Genomic DNA, 19,456 nt, shown 5'->3' on the forward strand with positions numbered 1-19,456 from the left:
GCTTGTCCTTGGCGCGATTGGAAGTGTTGATGACTGGATGAAATTGCGGCGCCGTTCGCATCAGGGCATGTCAGCGCGCATGAAGATGGGGCTTCAGCTTATTGTTGGTTTCTTTGCCACGTTAATCTTCATTCAACTTTCACCAAGTGACGTTCGCTATGGTGTTTCGGTGCCCTTTCTGAAAGATACAATTGTTGGGCTTGGGCTGTTCTATGTGCCTTTTGCCATGATCGTGATTGTCGGGGCATCGAATGCGGTGAATCTGACAGATGGGCTTGATGGCCTTGCCATTGTTCCGGTGATGATCGTAGCGGGCTGTTTTACCTTGATCGCCTATCTGTCTGGTAACGTGAATTTTGCCAGCTATCTGCAAATCAATTACATACCTGGCACAGGTGAACTGGCCGTTATGTGCGGTGCGCTTATTGGATCTGGCCTAGGCTTTTTATGGTTTAACGCCCCCCCTGCCCGCGTGTTCATGGGCGATACAGGTTCGCTGGCACTTGGCGGCGCGCTTGGTGCGATTTCGGTAGCCACCAGACATGAGCTTGTTCTGGCCATTGCTGGCGGTCTTTTTGTACTCGAAACAGCATCGGTCATTTTGCAAGTTGCTTCATTCAAACTCACCGGCAAGCGGATTTTCCTGATGGCGCCCCTGCATCATCATTTCGAGAAAAAAGGCTGGGCAGAATCAACCATCGTCATCCGCTTCTGGATCATTGCTTTCATGCTTGGCATCGCCGGGCTGTCATCATTGAAGCTGCGTTAGGGGATAGGGATGATGATACCGCACAACATGTCAGGACAACGCATAGGGCTTTTAGGCCTTGGTCGTTCCGGCATTGCGGCTGCCCGCGCACTGGCGGCGTCAGGTGCGGTTGCATATGCCCATGACGATAAAGCCGCTAAAGATACGCCGTCTGGATGCAGCAGCAGTAATTTTATCTGGCAGGGCTGGCAAGACTGGCCATGGGATGAACTGGATGCGGTGGTGATTAGCCCCGGCATTCCGCATCTGTATCCCAAGCCGCATCCAGCGGCGGCCAAAGCCACCACATTTGGCATTCCCATCATCAGCGAAGTCGAGCTGGCCTTGCGCGCCAAAAGTGACGCTACTTTGATTGCCATTACCGGCACCAACGGGAAATCAACCTGTACCGCGCTACTTGGCCATTGTCTGACCAAGGCTGGCGCAAAGGTCGCTGTCGGGGGTAATATTGGAGATGCCGCCTGTTCGCTGAAAGACCCCGGCACCGGTGGTTATATCATTCTCGAACTGTCATCCTATCAGCTTGAAACGACGCCATCTCTGGCGCCTGATTTTGGTGTCGTGCTGAATATAACGCCAGATCATCTTGATCGGCATGGCGGCATGGATGGTTATGTCGCGGCCAAGCGGCTGATGGTTACGGCCACACGCGCTGGTGGCCATGTCATTCTGGGCAGTGACGATGATTATATGCGTGATTTTGCCACCGTGCCAGTCGCCGACAAGGTAACGGTGACAACAGTCACGGCGTCCGAAGCACCCAAAGGCCGCGACGCATCCCCTGCCCTCAAAGGGGTGCATAATGCCCACAATGCCGCCACCATGGCGACTGTCATGCGTATGATCGGCTATGAAGAGAGCATAATTGATGCGGGGATGGCGTCTTTTGCTGGTCTGCCGCATCGTCTGCAACCTGTGGGACAGATCGGGCATATCGGCTTTATCAATGATTCAAAAGCAACTAATGGCGTTGCCGCGGCCAAAGCGCTTATGGCTTTTGACAGTATTTACTGGATTGCTGGCGGCTTGGCCAAGGATGACGGTGTTGGCGCGGCTGGCAACGCCCTTGGCGCGGTCAAAAAAGCCTATCTGATTGGCGCTTCTGCTGATCTGTTTGCGACCCAGCTTGCTGGTAAATGCACCACTGAGATCCATCATGACCTGAACAGTGCGACATATGCCGCCTTTGCCGATGCCCAAAGCGCAACAAGTGCGGCACATATTCTGCTATCACCTGCGGCCGCATCCTTTGACCAATTTGACAGTTTTGAAGCTCGCGGTGATGCTTTTGCCGCATTAGCCGCCACACTTTGCGCCACACCTTCCAGCTTTGTGGGAGGTGCTCATGCTTGATCGCACAGATCGCTCGCTTGTCGGGGTATGGTGGTGGACTGTTGATCGCTGGTTACTTGCCTGCGCCTTAATTCTGATGGTTGTTGGCACCTTGCTGGTGATGGCGGCGGGGCCTGCTGTGGCTAATCTTATCAATTTGCCATCGCAGCATTTCATTGTGCGTCAGGTGATGTATCTGTTACCTGCAGTAGCCATAATTTTCGGGGTTTCCCTGCTAGAGCCGCGACCAATACGGGCGCTAGCCCTTATTGGCATGATCGGCGTCATTGGGTTGATGGTTCTAGCGATTGTCGCTGGTAGCGAAATCAAGGGTGCAACACGCTGGATATCGATTGCAGGCTTTAATCTGCAACCGTCAGAATTTGCCAAACCGTTATTTGCCATTGTTTCAGCCTGGTTATTGACCTTGTGGCGTGAAGGACAGGATTTTCCGGGCTGGGCTTATTCGACCGGATTGCTGGCGATACTTGTGACTATTCTGGTTTTACAACCTGATATCGGCATGACTGTTGTGATTACGCTGACATGGGGCTTTCAGATGTTTTTGGCCGGCATGCCGCTGTTATTCGTTATTGGTGCTGTCGCCCTAGCGCCTATCGCCTTTTATATCGCCTATCAAAATCTAGATCATGTGCAAAAAAGAGTGGAAAAATTCCTTGATGGAGGATCATGGCAGGTTGATCGGGCGCGTGAAAGCTTTGCCGAAGGCGGCTTCTTTGGTGTTGGCCCTGGCGATGGGCGGGTGAAGCTGAACCTGCCTGATGCCCATTCAGATTTTATTTTTGCTGTTGCTGCCGAAGAATATGGTGCCATTGCATGTCTGATTCTGCTGGGACTTTATGCGTTTATTGTTCTGCGTGGATTTACCCGCGCGATGTCAGGCGAAGGCCTGTTCTGTCTTATTGCGGCCTCTAGTCTGGTTATGCAGTTTGGCGTACAGGCATGCATCCATATGGCATCTTCGGTCGATCTTATTCCTACCAAAGGCATGACCTTGCCCTTTATCAGCTATGGCGGATCATCGCTGCTTGCCAGCAGTCTGACGATGGGATTGATTCTAGCGCTTACCCGCAAGCGGACGGCGGCAGATAGTTTTGCACGGGGGGATCAGCTATGACCCGCCTTGCTGCGCCAAACAAGCCCTTGATCTGTCTTGCCGCAGGTGGCACTGGCGGGCATGTTTTTCCAGCAATGGCAGTTGCCGAGACGCTGAGCGCCCGTGGTTATCGCACACAGCTTTTCACCGATAGACGCGGTGCAAAAATCGCTAATGCCAGCCATCTGGACGCATCATCAGCCGCGCTTGGCATCACAATGATTGCCAGCGCTTCGCCATTCCAGCGCGGGATCATCCGCCGCGTGAACGCGCTTTTCAAGCTTGGCTTTGGCGCCGCGCAATGTCTGCTTCATTTCTGTTTGCGCCGCCCAGCTGCCATTATCGGTTTTGGCGGCTACCCATCCTTTGCGCCGTTATTTGCAGGTGGGTTATTGCGCATACCAAGTATTCTGCATGAGCAGAATGCGTTTTTAGGGCGAGCTAACCATCTGCTGGCACGCCGCGCTGGTAATCTGGCACTAAGCTGGGACGGCACACGAAATCTACCTGATAATATACATGTCAAAGTCACCGGCATGCCGGTGCGTGATGCGTTTCATCAGGACAGCATTTCCAGCAAAACACAAAAGCCAGCCGCCAGACAAGCGCATGACAAACTGCATCTGGCCGTGTTTGGCGGATCGCAGGGCGCGGCTATTTTTGCCACACTTGTACCTACGGCCATCGGGTTGCTACCTGAAGCCCTGAAAAAGCGTCTGGCCATAACGCAACAAGCCCGCATTGATCAGATTGAGACATTAGACGCTGTTTACGCCAATATGGGCGTTAGCGCCACGATCGCACCTTTCTTTGCCGATATCGCCGCCCATATTCGCCAAAGCGACCTGGTTATCAGTCGGGCGGGCGCTTCATCGGTTGCCGAGCTGGCCGCATTAGGCGCGCCAACAATTTTCATTCCGTTTCCGCATGCCATGGATGACCACCAAACACAAAACGCCATGCAGATGCATAATCTGGGCGGTGGCCTATGCCTTGCCGAAGTTGGTCTTGATGCCAAAAATTTAGCGACGCATCTGGCAGATTTACTTGGTGACCAAGGCTTGCGTGCTGATATGGCCAGCAAGGCCAAACAGCTATCCAAACCAGACGCGGCAGCCAACATCGCCGATATGGTCGAAGCCTGTGTCAATGGAAAGACATTTTCCGCTTCCGCATCATCTAATCAGGGAGCTGCGATATGAGCGAGTTACCTCTATCCATCGGCACAATGCATTTCACCGGCATCGGTGGCATCGGTATGAGCGGCATCGCCGAAATCCTATTCGAGCTTGGATATTCGGTTCAAGGCAGTGACATGTCGGAAAATGCCAATGTGAAACGTCTGCGCGCGCAAGGCATTCCGGTGATGATTGGTCAAAATGCCGAAAATGTGGGGGACGCATCTTTGATTGTGACATCAACAGCGATTAAAGCTGACAATCCAGAAGTGGTTGAAGCACGGGCGCGGTTTCTGCCGATTGTGCATCGCGCCGAAATGCTGGGTGAATTGATGCGTTTGCGCTGGTCAGTTGCCGTTGCCGGAACGCATGGCAAAACCACAACGACATCACTGGTTGCGACCTTGTTAGATGGCGCACAGATTGACCCAACTGTTATCAATGGTGGCATTATTACTGGCTGGGGTAGCAATGCCCGACTTGGCAAAGGCAAATGGATGGTTGTCGAAGCCGACGAAAGTGACGGCTCTTTTGCCAAACTAAAACCTACAGTCGCCGTGGTTACCAATATCGATCCCGAACATCTTGATCATCATGGTAGTTTTGAAGCGCTTGAAACCGCCTTTCTGAATTTTGTTTCGTCTATACCCTTTTATGGATTTGCCACACTGTGCATTGACCATCCTGCTGTGCAACGCATGATGGCACATATCAAAGATCGCCGTGTTATTACCTATGGTATGTCAGCCAATGCCGATGTCCGCGCAACAAATCTGCGGGTTGAGGGTAGCAATATGCTGTTTGACGTTCAGCTGTCTGATCGGCTTGTTGGTGACATGGAGCGGATCGATGATGTGCTGTTCCCGATGTTGGGCGATCATAATGTCCAGAACTGTCTAGCCGCGATTGCAGTCGCGCTGGAAATGAATATTGATGCCAAAAAAATCAAAGATACGCTGGCTATTTTTGGCGGGGTTGGCCGCCGGTTTGAAACCAAGGGTGTCAGCGCAGGTGTTACCATCATTGATGATTACGGGCATCATCCTGTCGAAATAAAGGCCGCTTTGCAGGCTGGCCGGATGATGTGCGGTGGCAACAAGCTTGTCGCTGTCGTCCAGCCACATCGTTATAGCCGATTGGCTGATCTATTTACCGATTTCTGCGGATGTTTCAATGACGCTGATGAGGTTCTAGTTGCCGATGTCTATGCCGCCGGAGAAACACCAATCGAGGGTTTCGACAAAGCCGCGCTTGTCGAAGGGCTTCGTGATCATGGACATAAGGGACCAGCGGCGCTTGAAAGTCAGTCGGCGTTAGCACGCGAAATTCTGAGCCGCACCAACAAAGGCGATCTTGTCATGTGCCTTGGTGCTGGGGATATCACCAGTTGGGCAGCGTCATTGCCAGCCGAACTTGACGCATTGCGGGAGAGATCAACATGACCGATTTGATTACACGTCTTCCCAAAGTGCGCGGCGATTACGCCATTCATGACGCCATGTCATCACATACTTGGTTTGGCGTTGGCGGTCCGGCTGATGTGATTTTCAGCCCGCGTGACGAAGATGATTTGTCACATTTTCTGGCCCATTGCGATGTTGATATTCCGATTTTGCCGATTGGGGCCGGATCGAATTTGCTGGTACGCGATGGCGGTGTTAGCGGGGTTATCATCAAGCTAACCGACCATATGAATCACATTCATCATGACGGCACGATTGTGACCGCGCAGACAGGCGCACTTGATGCCGAGGTTGCACGCTATGCTTCAAAAGCAGGATTAACCGGGCTTGAATTTCTGATTGGTATTCCGGGCACTGTTGGCGGCGGTTTACGCATGAATGCTGGTGCCTATGGGTCTGAATTCAAGGATATAACAACAGTCGCCTATGGCTTTGACCGTGCTGGCAACCCTATCAGTGCCACCCCAACCGAAATGGGTATGGCCTATCGGCATAGCGATGCTCCTGCTGACTGGATATTCACATCGGCCAGTATGCAAGCGACCCCCGGAAACACTGTTGAAATCCGCGCACGTATGAAAGAGATAGTTGCCAGCCGCGGCGATGCCCAGCCGCGCGGGGTTCGCACTGGTGGTAGTACCTTTGCCAATCCGGATGGCGGCAAGGCATGGCAGGAGATTGATCGTGCAGGCTGTCGCGGGCTATCGGTTGGCGCGGCACAAGTATCCGAAAAGCACTGTAATTTCCTGATTAATAATGGTGGCGCGACTGCCGAAGATATCGAAACCCTTGGCGAAACCGTGCGCGCGCGCGTACTGGCATCTGGCGGCCCTGAATTACGCTGGGAAATCCGGCGTATTGGTCGCTCCATTACCGACATTAATCATCAGGAGACATCACAATGAGTGCGCATCCTAGTCGCGTTGCCGTTCTGATGGGCGGTTGGACATCCGAAGCATCAGTTAGTCGCGTGTCTGCAAGTTTCTGCGGACAGGCAGCACGTTCGGCTGGTTGGGATGCTATCGAAGTCGAAGTTGATCGTGATATTGCCGAAAAGCTGGCAGAAATGAAGCCTGATCGTTGCTTTAACGCCTTGCATGGGCAAGTGGGTGAAGATGGCAATATTCAGGGTCTTTTGAACATTATGAATATTCCCTACACACATAGCGGTCTTGTGGCTTCGGCTTTGGCAATGGACAAGGTGCTGGCCAAAATGATCATGAGCACATGTGGCATTAGAGTCCCAGCGACATTGCCACTGGTTGAAGACACATACGTTTATCCCGAAAATGCCATGCAAGCGCATGTGATAAAGCCGCTTAATGACGGATCAAGCTTTGGTGTTGTTATAGTCAAGGATGGTGACAAGGCACCAGCACGTAGCCTGTGGAAAACCGATACCCAATTATTGTGCGAACCCTTTATTCCGGGGCGTGAGCTGACCGTTTCGGTTCTGGAAGGCACCGCTTTATGCGTTACCGAAATCACTTCGGAAAATAGCTTTTATGACTTTGACGCCAAATATGCCCCGGGCGGATCACAACATGTTCTGCCAGCGGACATTCCCGAAGATGTGACCTTGCAGGCATGTGACTGGGCGGAACGCGCCTATCGTGCCTTTGGATGTCGCGGTGTCATCCGTGCTGATTATCGCTGGAACGATACAACCAATCAGCTATTCATGCTGGAAATCAATACCCAGCCTGGCATGACAGCTACCTCACTGGTGCCTGAACAGGCGCGCTTTGTCGGCATGACAGGTGAAGAACTGGTCAATCATCTATTGGAGACAGCTCAATGCGACGATTAATATCGAAGCCCAGTGCCGTGACTGCAGATAAGGCCAAAGCCACAAATTTGCGACGTGAGACGCCTGCCAGCAAGACCCGCCTGCCCCGGGTGAAAACGCTGTTTCTTGGGTTTGTTGGTTTGACGCTGGCCGCGACAGCAACGCTTGGTTACATGGATCGCGAGCGTTTGATTAACGATATGCTTTTGGCTACAGGCAAGGCCGGACTTAATTTACAATATATTCAGGTTCGTGGCCGCGCGCACACGCCCAAAGACATTTTGATGGCTGCCACTGATTTACACCTTGGCGATCCGATTTTGGGCATAAATATCGATGCTGTCCATAAACGCGTCAGTGATATTGGTTGGGTAGAAGACGTGATCGTTGAACGCCGGATGCCATCGACCATCCGTATTTCAATCCGTGAGCGCCTGCCGATGGGGCTTTTGCAAACGGTAGCCGGGCATCAGCTTATCGACGCGCATGGAGTTATCATCAATGATGCCAAAGCCAGCGACTTTACGCATCTTCCTGTTGTGGCAGGCAATGGATCAGCAGTACACGCCGACAAGATATTGTCTGTTCTGAAAACCGAGCCTGAATTATTCGCAGAAGTATGGGCAATCAGTTTTCAGTCAGGACGCCGATGGGATGTTCACCTGCGCAATGGCATTGAAATTCGCCTTCCTGAAGTTGAACCACGTCAGGCATGGTCACGCTTGGCGGTAATGGATAGACGCAAACAGATCATCAATCGTGATCTGGCCGTTATCGATCTGCGTATTCCCGAACAGTTAATTGTCGAGCCCAATATTCCGGTTCGCGGAAAGGGAAAAAGCACATGATTTTGCGGAACAAACAAAGCGCATTACGCCGACCATTTGCGGTGCTTGATCTTGGATCGTCCAAAGTCACCTGCCTGATTGGTGAGACCGACGGCAAAAACAAAGTCCAGCTTTTGGGACAGGGTATGCATGCGTCAGCCGGCATGCGGCATGGCGAAGTTAGCAATCTGGAACAGTTAAGCACCGTAATTGGCAAAACAGTTCATGCTGCCGAACGCGATGCTGGCACATCGATTCAGTCAATGAGTGTTGTTATTCCGGGTGGAATGCCCGTTTCGCGCCTTGGCAAACAGTCACTGACCTTGTCTGACAAGACTGTGCGCCGCCGCGACATGCAAAGATTGATGGCGCGCGAAAATGATGCCGATACGCCAGACACACATCAGGCAATGCATTTGCAGACCCTGCAATATGACCTTGACGAGGTGCGCGGTATTGCCGACCCACGCGGCATGCGTGGCAGTTCGCTTTCGGTTGACTACACGATTGTCAGCGGTGCCCGCACAAGCCTGGCCAATTTCCGTGAAGCACTGATTCTGAATCATCTGGATGTTGACCGTTTCATTCATGCTGGTTACGCCGCCGGACTTGCCTGTCTTGGTGAAGAAGAACGTGACCTTGGCGGCACCGTCATTGACATGGGCGGCGGCACAACATCAATTTCGATTTTCATGCATGGCAAGTTGATCTATGTCGATACGGTGCCCGTTGGCGGTCATCGCGTTACAACAGATATTGCGCGCATCCTGTCATTACCTGTTGCCGATGCCGAACGGATCAAAGCGATTGATGGATCGGTCATGCCTACCGAGTTGAGCGGCACACCGCCTGCGTCATTAAGTGAGGTCATGCGTAACGGTAATAGCGATAACATCGTCATGCCGACGCAAGGCGACACTATCGAAATCGATGGTAAAAGCATCGAGCGTAATCTGCTAAGCGCAATCATCCGGCCCCGCATCGAAGAAATTATCGAGCTCCTGACATCACGCATACAGACAGCGCATATGCACCATGCTGCGGGCAATCGCCTGCTTTTAACAGGTGGGGCCAGCCAGCTTACCGGCCTTGCCGATTTATATGCCCATTCAACGCAGAAAACCGTCGTTCTTGGAAAGCCCCAAGGTGTCGATGGTCTTCTTGACGAAAATAGCGGCCCTGAATTTGCCGCAGCTATTGGCGGGCTGATGCATGTCAGCCGTCTAGAAGAAAATGACCCGACAGACCGACAGACACGCACCCTGTCATACGGGCCATTTGAACGTATTGGTGCGTGGCTTCGTGACAATCTGTGAGAAAGGAGCGGTTATATGAAAATCACTATCTTTATGAATGTTTATCGCAGTCACACGCAACTTAATAGCGGGACGTTGCAGCCTGTTGCTGCCCTGCCCCTTTTTGGCGTGCCTATACACGCTTTTTCCAGGCCAACCCAAACTGAAGGGAGTCTATCATGACCATCAATCTATCTGTTCCACAAACTATGCAGGAATTGCGTCCACGTATCACCGTCGTCGGTGTTGGTGGCGCAGGCTGTAATGCTGTTAACAACATGATCAATGCCGATCTTCAAGGTGTCGATTTTCTGGTTGCAAATACCGATGGGCAAGCGCTCGCGCATTCCCTTGCAAGCCGAAAAATTCAACTTGGTGGCGCCATTACACAAGGTCTAGGTGCTGGTTCTAAACCAGAAATTGGCCGTGCGGCGGCTGAAGAAAGCCTTGAAGAAGTCATGGCTGAACTGGCCGACTGTAACATGGTATTCATCACTGCTGGCATGGGTGGAGGTACCGGTACAGGTGCAGCACCAGTGATTGCCAAAGCAGCGCGCGATGCAGGCATATTAACGGTTGCTGTTATCACCAAGCCTTTTGAATTTGAGGGCCAGCGGCGCATGGGGCTTGCCGATGCAGGTATTGATGAGCTGCAAGGCTATGTCGATACGCTGATCGTTATTCCAAACCAGAATCTGTTCCGGCTTGCAAATGAACGTACAACCTTTGCCGATGCGTTCCATATGGCAGATACCGTTCTTCATCAAGGCGTTTGCGGTGTTACCGACCTGATGATCAAGCCTGGCATGATTAATCTCGATTTTGCCGATATTCGTGCCGTTATGAGTGAAATGGGCAAAGCTATGATGGGTACAGGTGAAGCATCAGGCGAAACCCGTGCCACTCAAGCCGCCGAAGCAGCGATTAATAATCCACTGCTTGATGACACGACCATGCAAGGTGCGCGTTCGGTATTGATAAATGTCACTGGCGGTATGGATATGACCCTGTTTGAAGTTGATGAAGCTGCCAATCGTATCCGCAAGGAAATCGATCCGGAAGCTGTTATCATCTTTGGTTCGGCATTTGATGAAAAACTGGATGGCGTCATGCGGGTATCTGTCGTTGCCACCGGCATTGATGCCGCAAGTGCCAAGGCCAGACCACCATTAAGCCAGCCTAAAACCGAAACAACGGTCGCACAGATGGCTATGCCGACACCACCTATGACAACAAGTCCGGTGCAGGCGAATGCAATGGCAAGTGCAATGTCCAATCCAATGGCAAATACACAGATGACCACAAAAAATGATGCAGATACATCATCTGCCAGTACTTCAAATATCCGTGAGTCAATCAATTCGCTTGCCAAGGAAGCCGATGAAGCGACAAATGAAGTTGATGGTGAAGCAGTAAATCCAATGGATAGCAAACCACAGGACACATCCGTAGCCGACGTGACATCCGAAACGGATAATACTGCCGAGGTAAATAGTATCCAGGCCAACAGCGATCCAGTCGAGAGCCAGCTAGAGCTTACCGACGCGGTCGAAGCAGCAAGTGACACTTCACAGGATGCGGTGGCAACAGCGCCTACTGAAACAGCCCTTTCGGAAACATCCCCTAAGGAAACGGCAAAAGGAGATGTCGCCAAGTCTGATACAGCCTCGCTGACATCACGCTTGATGCCACGTTTTGATCTGGAAAGCGAAGGGAAAGCCAAGGCCGAAGACGCCCCACGTAAGACCTTTATTCCGGCGGCACCAACCGCCATGCCGGATGAAGCTAGCGTGCCAAAGGCTGCCGAAACGCTGACGCCTAGGCCAACCAGTATCATAAAGCAGATATCGGAATTATGGTCATCAAAGCCCGACACAAAGGACAAACAGAAGCGAAGTGAACCAAATATGGCATCCAAGAACGCGCCAGAAGACAAGACATCTTCCATTCTGGACCTTCCGCAATCGGCAGTTGTTAAACCAGCTTCTGATCCGGCACCAGCCGCGCAGTTGGAACAACCAGATGATGAACTTGATATTCCTGCGTTTTTGCGGCGTCAGGTGAATTAAGCAAAACATACATTTAGTTGCATTGCTACAATCTGTAACCAAATGTGATTTGAAGAGACCCAGGTACCTATGTAGGTTGTATCTGGGTCTTTTTTATGATCTTAGAAATAACAAAAAGAATGTTGAAAAGGCTAAATAAATTGAACGCGCAGGACAATAAAAAACCTATGTATATAAACCAGCCATTCCAGACAACTCTGGCGAATACAGTACAGTTTGAAGATATTGCTCTTCATTCTGGTCGGTTTGTTCATGCGTCTATTTGTCCGGCGGCGGCTGGAACAGGCATCAAATTCCGCCGTATGGATGTCGAAGAAAGTCTGCAAACAGTTCCTGCCCATGCCGATTATGCTGAACAAGCCCGCTTATGCACACGGATTGCCAATGCTGATGGCATTGGTCTGGAAACAATTGAACATTTCATGGCAGCCTTTGCCGGCATCGGGCTTGATAATGCAATAGTCGAAGTTGATGCAGGTGAAGCCCCAATCCTTGATGGAAGCAGTCAGCCAATAATTGACGCGATTCGTCGTGTTGGCCTAAAGACACTTAATGTCCGCCGCAAATATATCGTGATTACCCAGCCTGTTGAAGTCATGCTGGAAAATGGTGCGTGGGCACGGATTGAACCTGCGGATCAACTAGAAATTGACGTCGAAATCGATTTTGAAGATTCAGCAATTGGCAAACAAAGTCTGCATTACATCCATTGTGATGGCAGTTTTGAGGCTGAACTATCTACAGCGCGTACCTTTTGCCAGCTAAGCGATGTTGATCTCATGCAGAATGCAGGTCTGGCACTTGGTGGATCACTGAATAATGCCGTGGTTGTTGACAACGGAACCGTGGTAAATGAAGGCGGCTTGCGCATGGAACGCGAGTTTGTGCGACACAAAGCACTTGATTGTCTTGGTGATCTTTATCTGCTTGGCCTTCAAATGCGTGGAAAATTCACAGCCTCACGTCCAGGTCATGCGCTTAGCATGATGTTGATTAAGGCACTATGGCAAAATAAGGCCGCTTTTCAGATCGTAAGCGATGGTGCTGTAGCTAGCCAGTCCGAGGCCTATGTGATCCCCGAACTTGCCGCCGCCGCGGCTGTTTAAGCCAACCAGCCATCCGGCTAATCACATCCAGATTTTTTATCATTTATGATAAACTGATAATCTCATTATAATTTTCACAACATCTTCTTTTCACCTGCGTACCAAGTCGCTATTGTATCCCAATAACGGTGGCAAATGCCTCCGATGCCTATGAGTGGAGCCTGTTTTGGTAAAGCATATACCCCTGATCGTTCTAGCAAGTGCCGTATTTCTGGTTGCGGGATGTTCGTCTTCGCCTGACATAAAGGAACAGGTCGAACGCCCAGTTGAAGAATTATATAATGATGCGCTGAATACAGCCCTTACTGGCAATGCCAAGAAAGCCGCCCCAAAATTTGAAGAAGTCGAACGCCAGCACCCCTATTCGTCACTTGCTGTGCGGGCACAATTAATGGCGGCATGGGCATTTTATCAGGATAATAACTATCCACGTGCGATCACATCGTTGGATCGTTTTGTCGAGTTAAATCCAGCTGATGAGCGCGTCGAATATGCTTATTATCTCAAAGCACTATGCTATTACGAACAGATCGTTGACGTGCAAAGAGATGCGGAAATGACCAAACTGGCAATGCAAGCTTTTGAAGAATTGGTTCGGCGTTTCCCCGAAGGTGAATATTTTCGTGATGCAACGCTTAAGATTGACCTGACACGTTCGCATCTGGCTGGAAAAGAAATGGCGGTAGGCCGTTTTTACCTCAGCAAAGAACATTACGGTGCTGCCTTACGTCGTTTTGAAAATGTTGTTAGAGATTTCAATACTACAAATCAGGTGCCCGAAGCCCTATATCGCATGACCGAAGCCTATCTTTCGCTTGGCCTAGTTGCCGAAGCAGAGCGTATTGAAGAAGTTGCAATCTATAATTATCCGCAATCAGTATGGACGAAGCGTCTGCTGGAGTTGCGTGACAACCCAGCACGCGAACTTGAAGCTGGCTGGTTTGAACGAGCTGCCGAGTCCGTCGTAAAAATCTTCGATTAACGTATCATGCTTCAAAGCTTGTCCGTCACCAATATCGTCTTAATTGAGCAACTTACGTTGCAATTTGAAGATGGTCTGACTGTGCTGACAGGTGAAACCGGTGCTGGCAAATCAATCTTGCTTGACGCGCTTGGACTGGCATTGGGAAGCCGTGCGAATTTTGGCCTGATCCGGCAAGGTAGCTCGCAAGCGCAGGTTAGTGCCAGCTTTCATGTTAATGCTGCACATCCGGTCTGGGCGGTGCTAGATGACGCTGGCGTTGAGATTGACGATACATTGATTCTGCGACGACGGCTGAAAGCAGATGGCAAGTCAAACGCAACCATTAATGATGTTCCTGTTTCAGTTGGCTTGCTTCATAAGGCTGGAGACTTGCTGGTTGAAATTCAGGGGCAGTTTGAAGGCCGTGGTTTGCTTGACGTTAGCCGCCATATCACACTGCTTGATCGCGCCGCTGGACATCAGGAAACGTTAGACAAATTGGCTGATGCCTATACACATTGGATGCAGTCAAAGCGTAATCTGGCCACTGCCAAACTTGAACTGGATCAGGCGCGTGCGGACGAAGAATGGCTTCGAGATGCAGTTAATCAACTTGATACGCTCAGCCCAGCACCAGATGAAGAAGCGTTATTGTTAAGTGAACGTGACATGCTTGCCAATGTAGGCAAAATTGGTGAAACATTGGCGCATGCCGACCATGCGCTGACTGATGAAAACGGGGCGCAGGCCAGACTTGGCACCGCCATGGCCATGCTTGAAAAATCTGCATCGCTTGCTGGTAATACGCTTGATAATGCCATCGCCGCCCTAAATCGCGCCGATGCCGAACTATCCGAAGCTATCAGCCAGATCAGCGCGATTGGGTCAAGCCTTGAGTCAGACCCGAACCGGCTTGAGACTGTCGATGACCGATTGCATGAATTGCGCCAACAAGCCCGTAAACATAATTGTGATGTCAATGAACTGACCGAGATGCATCAGCAACTTGCCAGCCGTCTAGCGGCGATTGAAGATTCGACAGGTACGTTGGCGGAATTGGCAGATAATGAACGGGAATGGCGTGATTATTACACCAAAATGGCCGAAATAGTGTCCAAAGCCCGCACATCAGCTGCGGCTTTACTGGATCGCGCGGTTATGGCCGAATTGCCCCCCCTAAAGCTGGAAAGTGCAACCTTTCACTCACAAATCATCACATTACCCGCAGACCAATGGGGTGCGCTTGGTATGGATCAAGTGCGCTTTGAAGCCAGCACCAATAAAGGCATGGCGCAAGGTCCGATTGACCGCATTGCATCTGGTGGTGAGCTTGCCCGTTTTCTGCTGGCCTTAAAGGTTGCACTTGAAGACAGCAATACGTCGCGTACGCTGATTTTTGACGAAGTCGATAGTGGCGTTGGCGGCGCCGTAGCGGCGGCGGTTGGTGAACGCCTTGCCCGTCTTGGTGAACATATGCAAACGCTGGTTATCACCCATTCACCGCAAGTCGCCGCACGTGGGGTTAATCATATGCGTATAGCCAAGCATGTAACTGGTGATAATGTTATTAGCGGCACCGAAACCCTGAGCCATGAAGCGCGCACTGAAGAAATAGCAAGGATGCTGTCAGGTGAGCATGTCACCACCGAAGCCCGGGCAGCAGCAACCGCCTTGCTTGAGGGTTAGTTATGACAAGCGATCATCCAGATGACCCCACCAAAATGTCGGTTGATGAAGCCGCACAGGAGCTTGCGCATCTGGCAGAACGCATTGCATATCATGACCGCAAATATCATGGTGAAGACGCGCCGGAAATTTCCGATGCCGATTATGACATGCTGATGACACGCAATAATACCCTTGAAGCGGCGTTCCCCGACCTGATCCGTCCCGACAGCCCCAGCCAGCGTGTTGGCACCATTGTTTCTGGCAATTTTGGCAAGATACGGCACGCACAACCAATGTTGTCGCTATCAAACGGCTTTAGCGCCGAAGATATTGCTGATTTTGTGACCCGCATTCGGAAGTTTCTATCGCTAGGAGAGGCTGAAGACATTGCCTTTACCGCCGAGCCAAAGATCGATGGTTTGTCGCTTAGCTTACGCTATGAGAACGGACATCTGGTGCAAGCCGCAACGCGCGGTGACGGTAGTGAAGGTGAAGATGTAACAGCCAATATTTACACCGTGAGCGCTATTCCCAAAACATTACATGGCACACCACCAGACATTTTTGAGGTGCGCGGTGAAATATATATGGACAGGAAAGATTTTCTGGCTTTGAACGCCGATCAGGAACGCAAAGGCGGAAAGATTTTTGCCAATCCACGTAATGCCGCCGCCGGATCGTTACGGCAAAAGGATGCCAGCATTACCGGATCGCGCAATCTGGCCTTTTTTGCCTATTCAATGGGCGAAGCCAGCGCCCCTGTCGCCGCAACGCATACTGAATTTCTTCATGCCTTACGTGGCTTTGGTTTTTCGGTGAATAAATTATCGCAACATTGCCATACATTAGGTGAAATGTTGGCTACCTATGACGCCATCGGAAACGAGCGGGCGTCACTTGGCTATGATATTGACGGTGTTGTCTATAAAGTTGACCGACATGATTATCAAGAACGCCTTGGTCAAGTTGCGCGGGCACCACGTTGGGCTCTAGCGCATAAATTTCCAGCCGAACAAGCCGAAACGACAATCACCAAGATCGATATTCAGGTTGGCCGCACAGGCGCATTAACACCTGTGGCACGATTGACGCCGGTCACTGTTGGTGGCGTCGTGGTGTCAAATGCAACCTTGCATAATGAAGATGAGATTGATCGAAAAGATATTCGCATCGGCGATCATGTCATTATCCAGCGCGCTGGCGATGTCATTCCGCAAGTCGTCCGCGTGCTTGTCGAAAAACGCCCCCATGACGCCCAGATATTCACCTTTCCGGATCGTTGTCCAATTTGTGAATCTGACGCTATCCGCCCCGAAGGTGAGGCCGTTCGCCGATGTACTGGCGGTCTGGCTTGTGCCGCACAGCTTATCGAACAGCTCAAGCATTTCGTGTCACGCGATGCATTTGATATTGAAGGGCTGGGCGCGCGTCAGATTGAACAGTTTCTTGAACTTGGCTGGGTCAAAACGCCTGCCGATATCTTCCGACTTGAAGCCCGTCGTGACGATCTGGCCACGCTGGATGGCTATGGCGAAAAATCACTTGATAATCTGTTTGCCTCAATTAATGCACGGCGCAAGATTGGACTTGAACGCTTTATCTATGCGCTTGGCATCCGTCAGGTCGGTCAGGCAACCTCGCGGCTTTTGGCACTGCATTATGGCGACCTAGATATGATGATGTCAGCACTGGATCCGGAAAAAAGTGAGAGTGACCATGCGTCAGCGATTGCCGAACTTGTTGATATTGACCAGATTGGTGATGCGATGGCGGCAGATATTAGCCGTTTTTTTGGCGATCCCGCACATCGGCACATCGTAAGTGATTTGGCATCCGAACTGTCCATATTACCACCTGAGCGACCATCCGAAGATAGCGCCGTCAGTGGTAAAACCGTCGTATTCACGGGCACTTTGGCAGGCATATCCCGCGCCGAAGCCAAAGCCAAGGCCGAAGCCCTTGGCGCTAAAGTTTCCGGTTCGGTGTCGGCAAAAACAGATTATCTGGTTGCTGGGGCTGATGCCGGATCAAAAGCCCGTAAGGCCACCGAGCTAGGCGTCAATGTTCTTAGTGAAGAGGAATGGCGGTCACTTATCAACGCGCCATCATCATAAAGGGGCACAAGCCTTGATAAGCCATGCTTGGCATTGTGGGGACACATCACTGCCAATCTTTGACAGCACCCATTGATGATATATATCGACCCAGACAGTGTCGGCCTCGGACAACATTGTTTTGTCGATTAACCGGCGATCAATCGGTGCCATAGTAAGCGTTTCGAATTCGATAAAGCCATCTTGTGACGCTACCTTAGCCGCAATCAAATTTTCAATGCGAATACCCCAAGAGCCTGCTTTATAATAGCCGGGCTCGTTCGACAGCACCATCCCAGCAGATATTGACACGCTTCCACGTTTGGAAATGCTGGCAGGCCCTTCATGCACCGACAGAACATGCCCGACGCCATGCCCCGTACCATGCGCATAATCAAGTCCAACAGACCAGATAGGTGTGCGCGCTATCGTATCAAGCTGACGTCCAGTTGTGCCAAGGGGTACATGCGCCCGTGCCAAGGCAATATGTCCCTGCAAAACGGCAGTAAATGCATGCCGCATTTCAGCGTCAGCCTCTCCGATCAGAATGGTGCGCGTTATGTCAGTTGTGCCAAAGCGGTAATGCGCGCCTGAGTCCAGCAGATACAGGCTGTCATTCTGGATCACGCTATCCTGACCAGCAACCGCACGATAATGGACAATAGCACCATTCGCACCACTGCCTGAAATAGTCTCAAAACTTGATGCTATAAAATCAGGATGACCCGCGCGTATCGACAGTAATTTATCAGCGAGTGCACTTTCCCGCATCTGGGTGACGTCGGTATGGTCTAGCCAGCACAGAAACTCGGCCATTGCCACGCCGTCAATCTGATGCGCCTTGCGGAAACCATCAAGCTCGGCTAGATTTTTCTGCGCTTTCATTTTTGTCACCGGACAAGGTGACGTGACGACATTGACACCACTGTCTGAAATCACGTCATGTAGCGCTTTTGGCAGACTGGCCGGATCAATCATAAAATCGCACCCTGCAAGCGGTACCAACAATTCATCAAGCTGTTCCAGCGGCACCACCGCCATATGCTCGTTGAGAACTGGCAATATGCGCTGGCGATCTGCCAATATAATCAAACCATTTTCGCGATGAAACAGGGCAAATGCCAAAGTCACTGGCGTACAGGCAAGATCATATCCACGGATATTGGCAAGCCAGTTGACAGCATCAGCACGTGACAATAAAACTGCATCACATCCAAAATCTGTCAATCGATCCGTCAACCGATCAAGCTTGCTGGCAATGGTTTCGCCAGCTATTTCGTCAGCCATTGCAAATGCTGGTTTGGCCTCGGATATGGGGCGATCCTGCCATATCATATCAACAGGATTCTGCATCATCGCTTGCAACGATAACCCCGCTTCGCGCATTGTAGCCGATAATCTATCAAAGGCAGAAAGGGTGATCAGCCGGGCATCCACACCAATTTTCAAACCGGATAGTTTCTGCGTTTTCAGCCATGCACCGATTTCAACATCCGGCATGGTATGGCATGACCACGCATCGGCATCGGTCTGTTTTTCCATCTGCAAACTATAGCGGCCATCGCTGAACAATGCCGCCCGATCAGCCAAAACAATAGCGGTGCCCGCCGAGCCGGTGAAACCTGACACATAGGCGAGACGTTCATCGCCAGCCGGAACTTCTTCGCCCTGATACATATCTTCGCGGCCAATCACCCAACCATCAATATCATGCGCATCCATCTGTGCACGAAGCGCCTGTAGCCGCTGGTTAATAATCTGTGCTGTCATTTAGGCCTCCATAACG

Annotated in this window: 15 protein-coding genes; 14 read left to right on the forward strand and 1 reads right to left on the reverse strand. The window is 51.1% G+C overall.

The genetic code is table 11. From position 1 onward, the window contains the following. The 14 genes from mraY to ligA form a co-directional block, all read left to right on the forward strand. On the forward strand, positions 1–769 hold a 769-nt coding region (mraY, locus tag ABNT28_RS04935), incomplete at its 5' end, for a phospho-N-acetylmuramoyl-pentapeptide-transferase (protein ID WP_348721110.1). A 9-nt stretch (positions 770–778) separates the two neighbouring features. Beyond that, complete coding sequence (gene murD, locus ABNT28_RS04940; protein WP_348721111.1) at positions 779–2,122, forward strand: UDP-N-acetylmuramoyl-L-alanine--D-glutamate ligase; 1,344 nt, start codon at positions 779–781, stop codon at positions 2,120–2,122. Then, complete coding sequence (locus ABNT28_RS04945) at positions 2,115–3,239, forward strand: putative peptidoglycan glycosyltransferase FtsW (protein WP_332923612.1); 1,125 nt, start codon at positions 2,115–2,117, stop codon at positions 3,237–3,239. The genes murD and ABNT28_RS04945 overlap by 8 nt, the downstream gene beginning before the upstream one ends. Then, positions 3,236–4,420 carry an undecaprenyldiphospho-muramoylpentapeptide beta-N-acetylglucosaminyltransferase gene (murG, locus tag ABNT28_RS04950; RefSeq protein WP_332923611.1) on the forward strand — a complete coding sequence of 395 codons (1,185 nt, stop codon included), beginning with the start codon at positions 3,236–3,238 and terminating at the stop codon, positions 4,418–4,420. Before ABNT28_RS04945 ends, murG begins: the two co-directional genes overlap by 4 nt. Continuing rightward, positions 4,417–5,838 carry a UDP-N-acetylmuramate--L-alanine ligase gene (gene murC / locus ABNT28_RS04955; protein ID WP_332923610.1) on the forward strand — a complete coding sequence of 474 codons (1,422 nt, stop codon included), beginning with the start codon at positions 4,417–4,419 and terminating at the stop codon, positions 5,836–5,838. The genes murG and murC overlap by 4 nt, the downstream gene beginning before the upstream one ends. After that, positions 5,835–6,764 carry a UDP-N-acetylmuramate dehydrogenase gene (murB, locus tag ABNT28_RS04960; protein ID WP_332923609.1) on the forward strand — a complete coding sequence of 310 codons (930 nt, stop codon included), beginning with the start codon at positions 5,835–5,837 and terminating at the stop codon, positions 6,762–6,764. Before murC ends, murB begins: the two co-directional genes overlap by 4 nt. Continuing rightward, positions 6,761–7,669, forward strand: a complete 909-nt coding sequence (locus tag ABNT28_RS04965; RefSeq protein ID WP_332923608.1) for a D-alanine--D-alanine ligase — start codon at positions 6,761–6,763, stop codon at positions 7,667–7,669. The genes murB and ABNT28_RS04965 overlap by 4 nt, the downstream gene beginning before the upstream one ends. Then, entirely contained in the window at positions 7,657–8,496 is an 840-nt protein-coding gene (locus ABNT28_RS04970; RefSeq protein WP_332923607.1) for a cell division protein FtsQ/DivIB, read from the forward strand. Before ABNT28_RS04965 ends, ABNT28_RS04970 begins: the two co-directional genes overlap by 13 nt. Continuing rightward, positions 8,493–9,791 carry a cell division protein FtsA gene (ftsA, locus tag ABNT28_RS04975; protein ID WP_332923606.1) on the forward strand — a complete coding sequence of 433 codons (1,299 nt, stop codon included), beginning with the start codon at positions 8,493–8,495 and terminating at the stop codon, positions 9,789–9,791. The genes ABNT28_RS04970 and ftsA overlap by 4 nt, the downstream gene beginning before the upstream one ends. Before the next feature lie 158 nt (positions 9,792–9,949). Beyond that, the gene (gene ftsZ / locus ABNT28_RS04980; RefSeq protein ID WP_348721112.1) at positions 9,950–11,839 is read left to right on the forward strand and encodes a cell division protein FtsZ; all 1,890 of its coding nucleotides are present in this window, start codon (positions 9,950–9,952) and stop codon (positions 11,837–11,839) included. Between the two features lie 167 nt (positions 11,840–12,006). Continuing rightward, positions 12,007–12,945 (forward strand): UDP-3-O-acyl-N-acetylglucosamine deacetylase, encoded by a 939-nt coding sequence (lpxC, locus tag ABNT28_RS04985; protein ID WP_332923604.1) that lies wholly within the window; start codon positions 12,007–12,009, stop codon positions 12,943–12,945. 166 nt (positions 12,946–13,111) lie between these two features. Further along, the gene (locus tag ABNT28_RS04990) at positions 13,112–13,927 is read left to right on the forward strand and encodes an outer membrane protein assembly factor BamD (RefSeq protein WP_332923603.1); all 816 of its coding nucleotides are present in this window, start codon (positions 13,112–13,114) and stop codon (positions 13,925–13,927) included. Between the two features lie 6 nt (positions 13,928–13,933). Next, positions 13,934–15,595, forward strand: a complete 1,662-nt coding sequence (gene recN, locus ABNT28_RS04995; protein WP_332923602.1) for a DNA repair protein RecN — start codon at positions 13,934–13,936, stop codon at positions 15,593–15,595. Between the two features lie 2 nt (positions 15,596–15,597). Beyond that, a complete protein-coding gene (ligA, locus tag ABNT28_RS05000; protein WP_348721113.1) occupies positions 15,598–17,691 on the forward strand; it encodes an NAD-dependent DNA ligase LigA in 2,094 nt (697 codons plus the stop codon). Here ligA and ABNT28_RS05005 read toward each other — a convergent pair. Beyond that, a complete protein-coding gene (locus ABNT28_RS05005) occupies positions 17,686–19,440 on the reverse strand; it encodes an aminopeptidase P family protein (RefSeq protein ID WP_348721114.1) in 1,755 nt (584 codons plus the stop codon). The genes ligA and ABNT28_RS05005 overlap by 6 nt on opposite strands. Positions 19,441–19,456 lie beyond the last annotated feature (16 nt).

The sequence above is a fragment of the uncultured Candidatus Puniceispirillum sp. genome, from assembly GCF_963979125.1.
Lineage (GTDB): Bacteria > Pseudomonadota > Alphaproteobacteria > Puniceispirillales > Puniceispirillaceae > Puniceispirillum.

Coding starts and splice junctions, on each gene's coding strand:
- ftsZ (WP_348721112.1), top strand. CDS start 9,950: ATGACCATCAATCTATCTGTTCCACAAACTATGCAGGAATTGCGTCCA.
- murG (WP_332923611.1), top strand. CDS start 3,236: ATGACCCGCCTTGCTGCGCCAAACAAGCCCTTGATCTGTCTTGCCGCA.
- ligA (WP_348721113.1), top strand. CDS start 15,598: ATGACAAGCGATCATCCAGATGACCCCACCAAAATGTCGGTTGATGAA.
- ABNT28_RS04965 (WP_332923608.1), top strand. CDS start 6,761: ATGAGTGCGCATCCTAGTCGCGTTGCCGTTCTGATGGGCGGTTGGACA.
- murC (WP_332923610.1), top strand. CDS start 4,417: ATGAGCGAGTTACCTCTATCCATCGGCACAATGCATTTCACCGGCATC.
- murB (WP_332923609.1), top strand. CDS start 5,835: ATGACCGATTTGATTACACGTCTTCCCAAAGTGCGCGGCGATTACGCC.
- ABNT28_RS05005 (WP_348721114.1), bottom strand. CDS start 19,440: ATGACAGCACAGATTATTAACCAGCGGCTACAGGCGCTTCGTGCACAG.
- ABNT28_RS04945 (WP_332923612.1), top strand. CDS start 2,115: ATGCTTGATCGCACAGATCGCTCGCTTGTCGGGGTATGGTGGTGGACT.
- lpxC (WP_332923604.1), top strand. CDS start 12,007: ATGTATATAAACCAGCCATTCCAGACAACTCTGGCGAATACAGTACAG.
- murD (WP_348721111.1), top strand. CDS start 779: ATGATGATACCGCACAACATGTCAGGACAACGCATAGGGCTTTTAGGC.
- recN (WP_332923602.1), top strand. CDS start 13,934: ATGCTTCAAAGCTTGTCCGTCACCAATATCGTCTTAATTGAGCAACTT.
- ABNT28_RS04970 (WP_332923607.1), top strand. CDS start 7,657: ATGCGACGATTAATATCGAAGCCCAGTGCCGTGACTGCAGATAAGGCC.
- ftsA (WP_332923606.1), top strand. CDS start 8,493: ATGATTTTGCGGAACAAACAAAGCGCATTACGCCGACCATTTGCGGTG.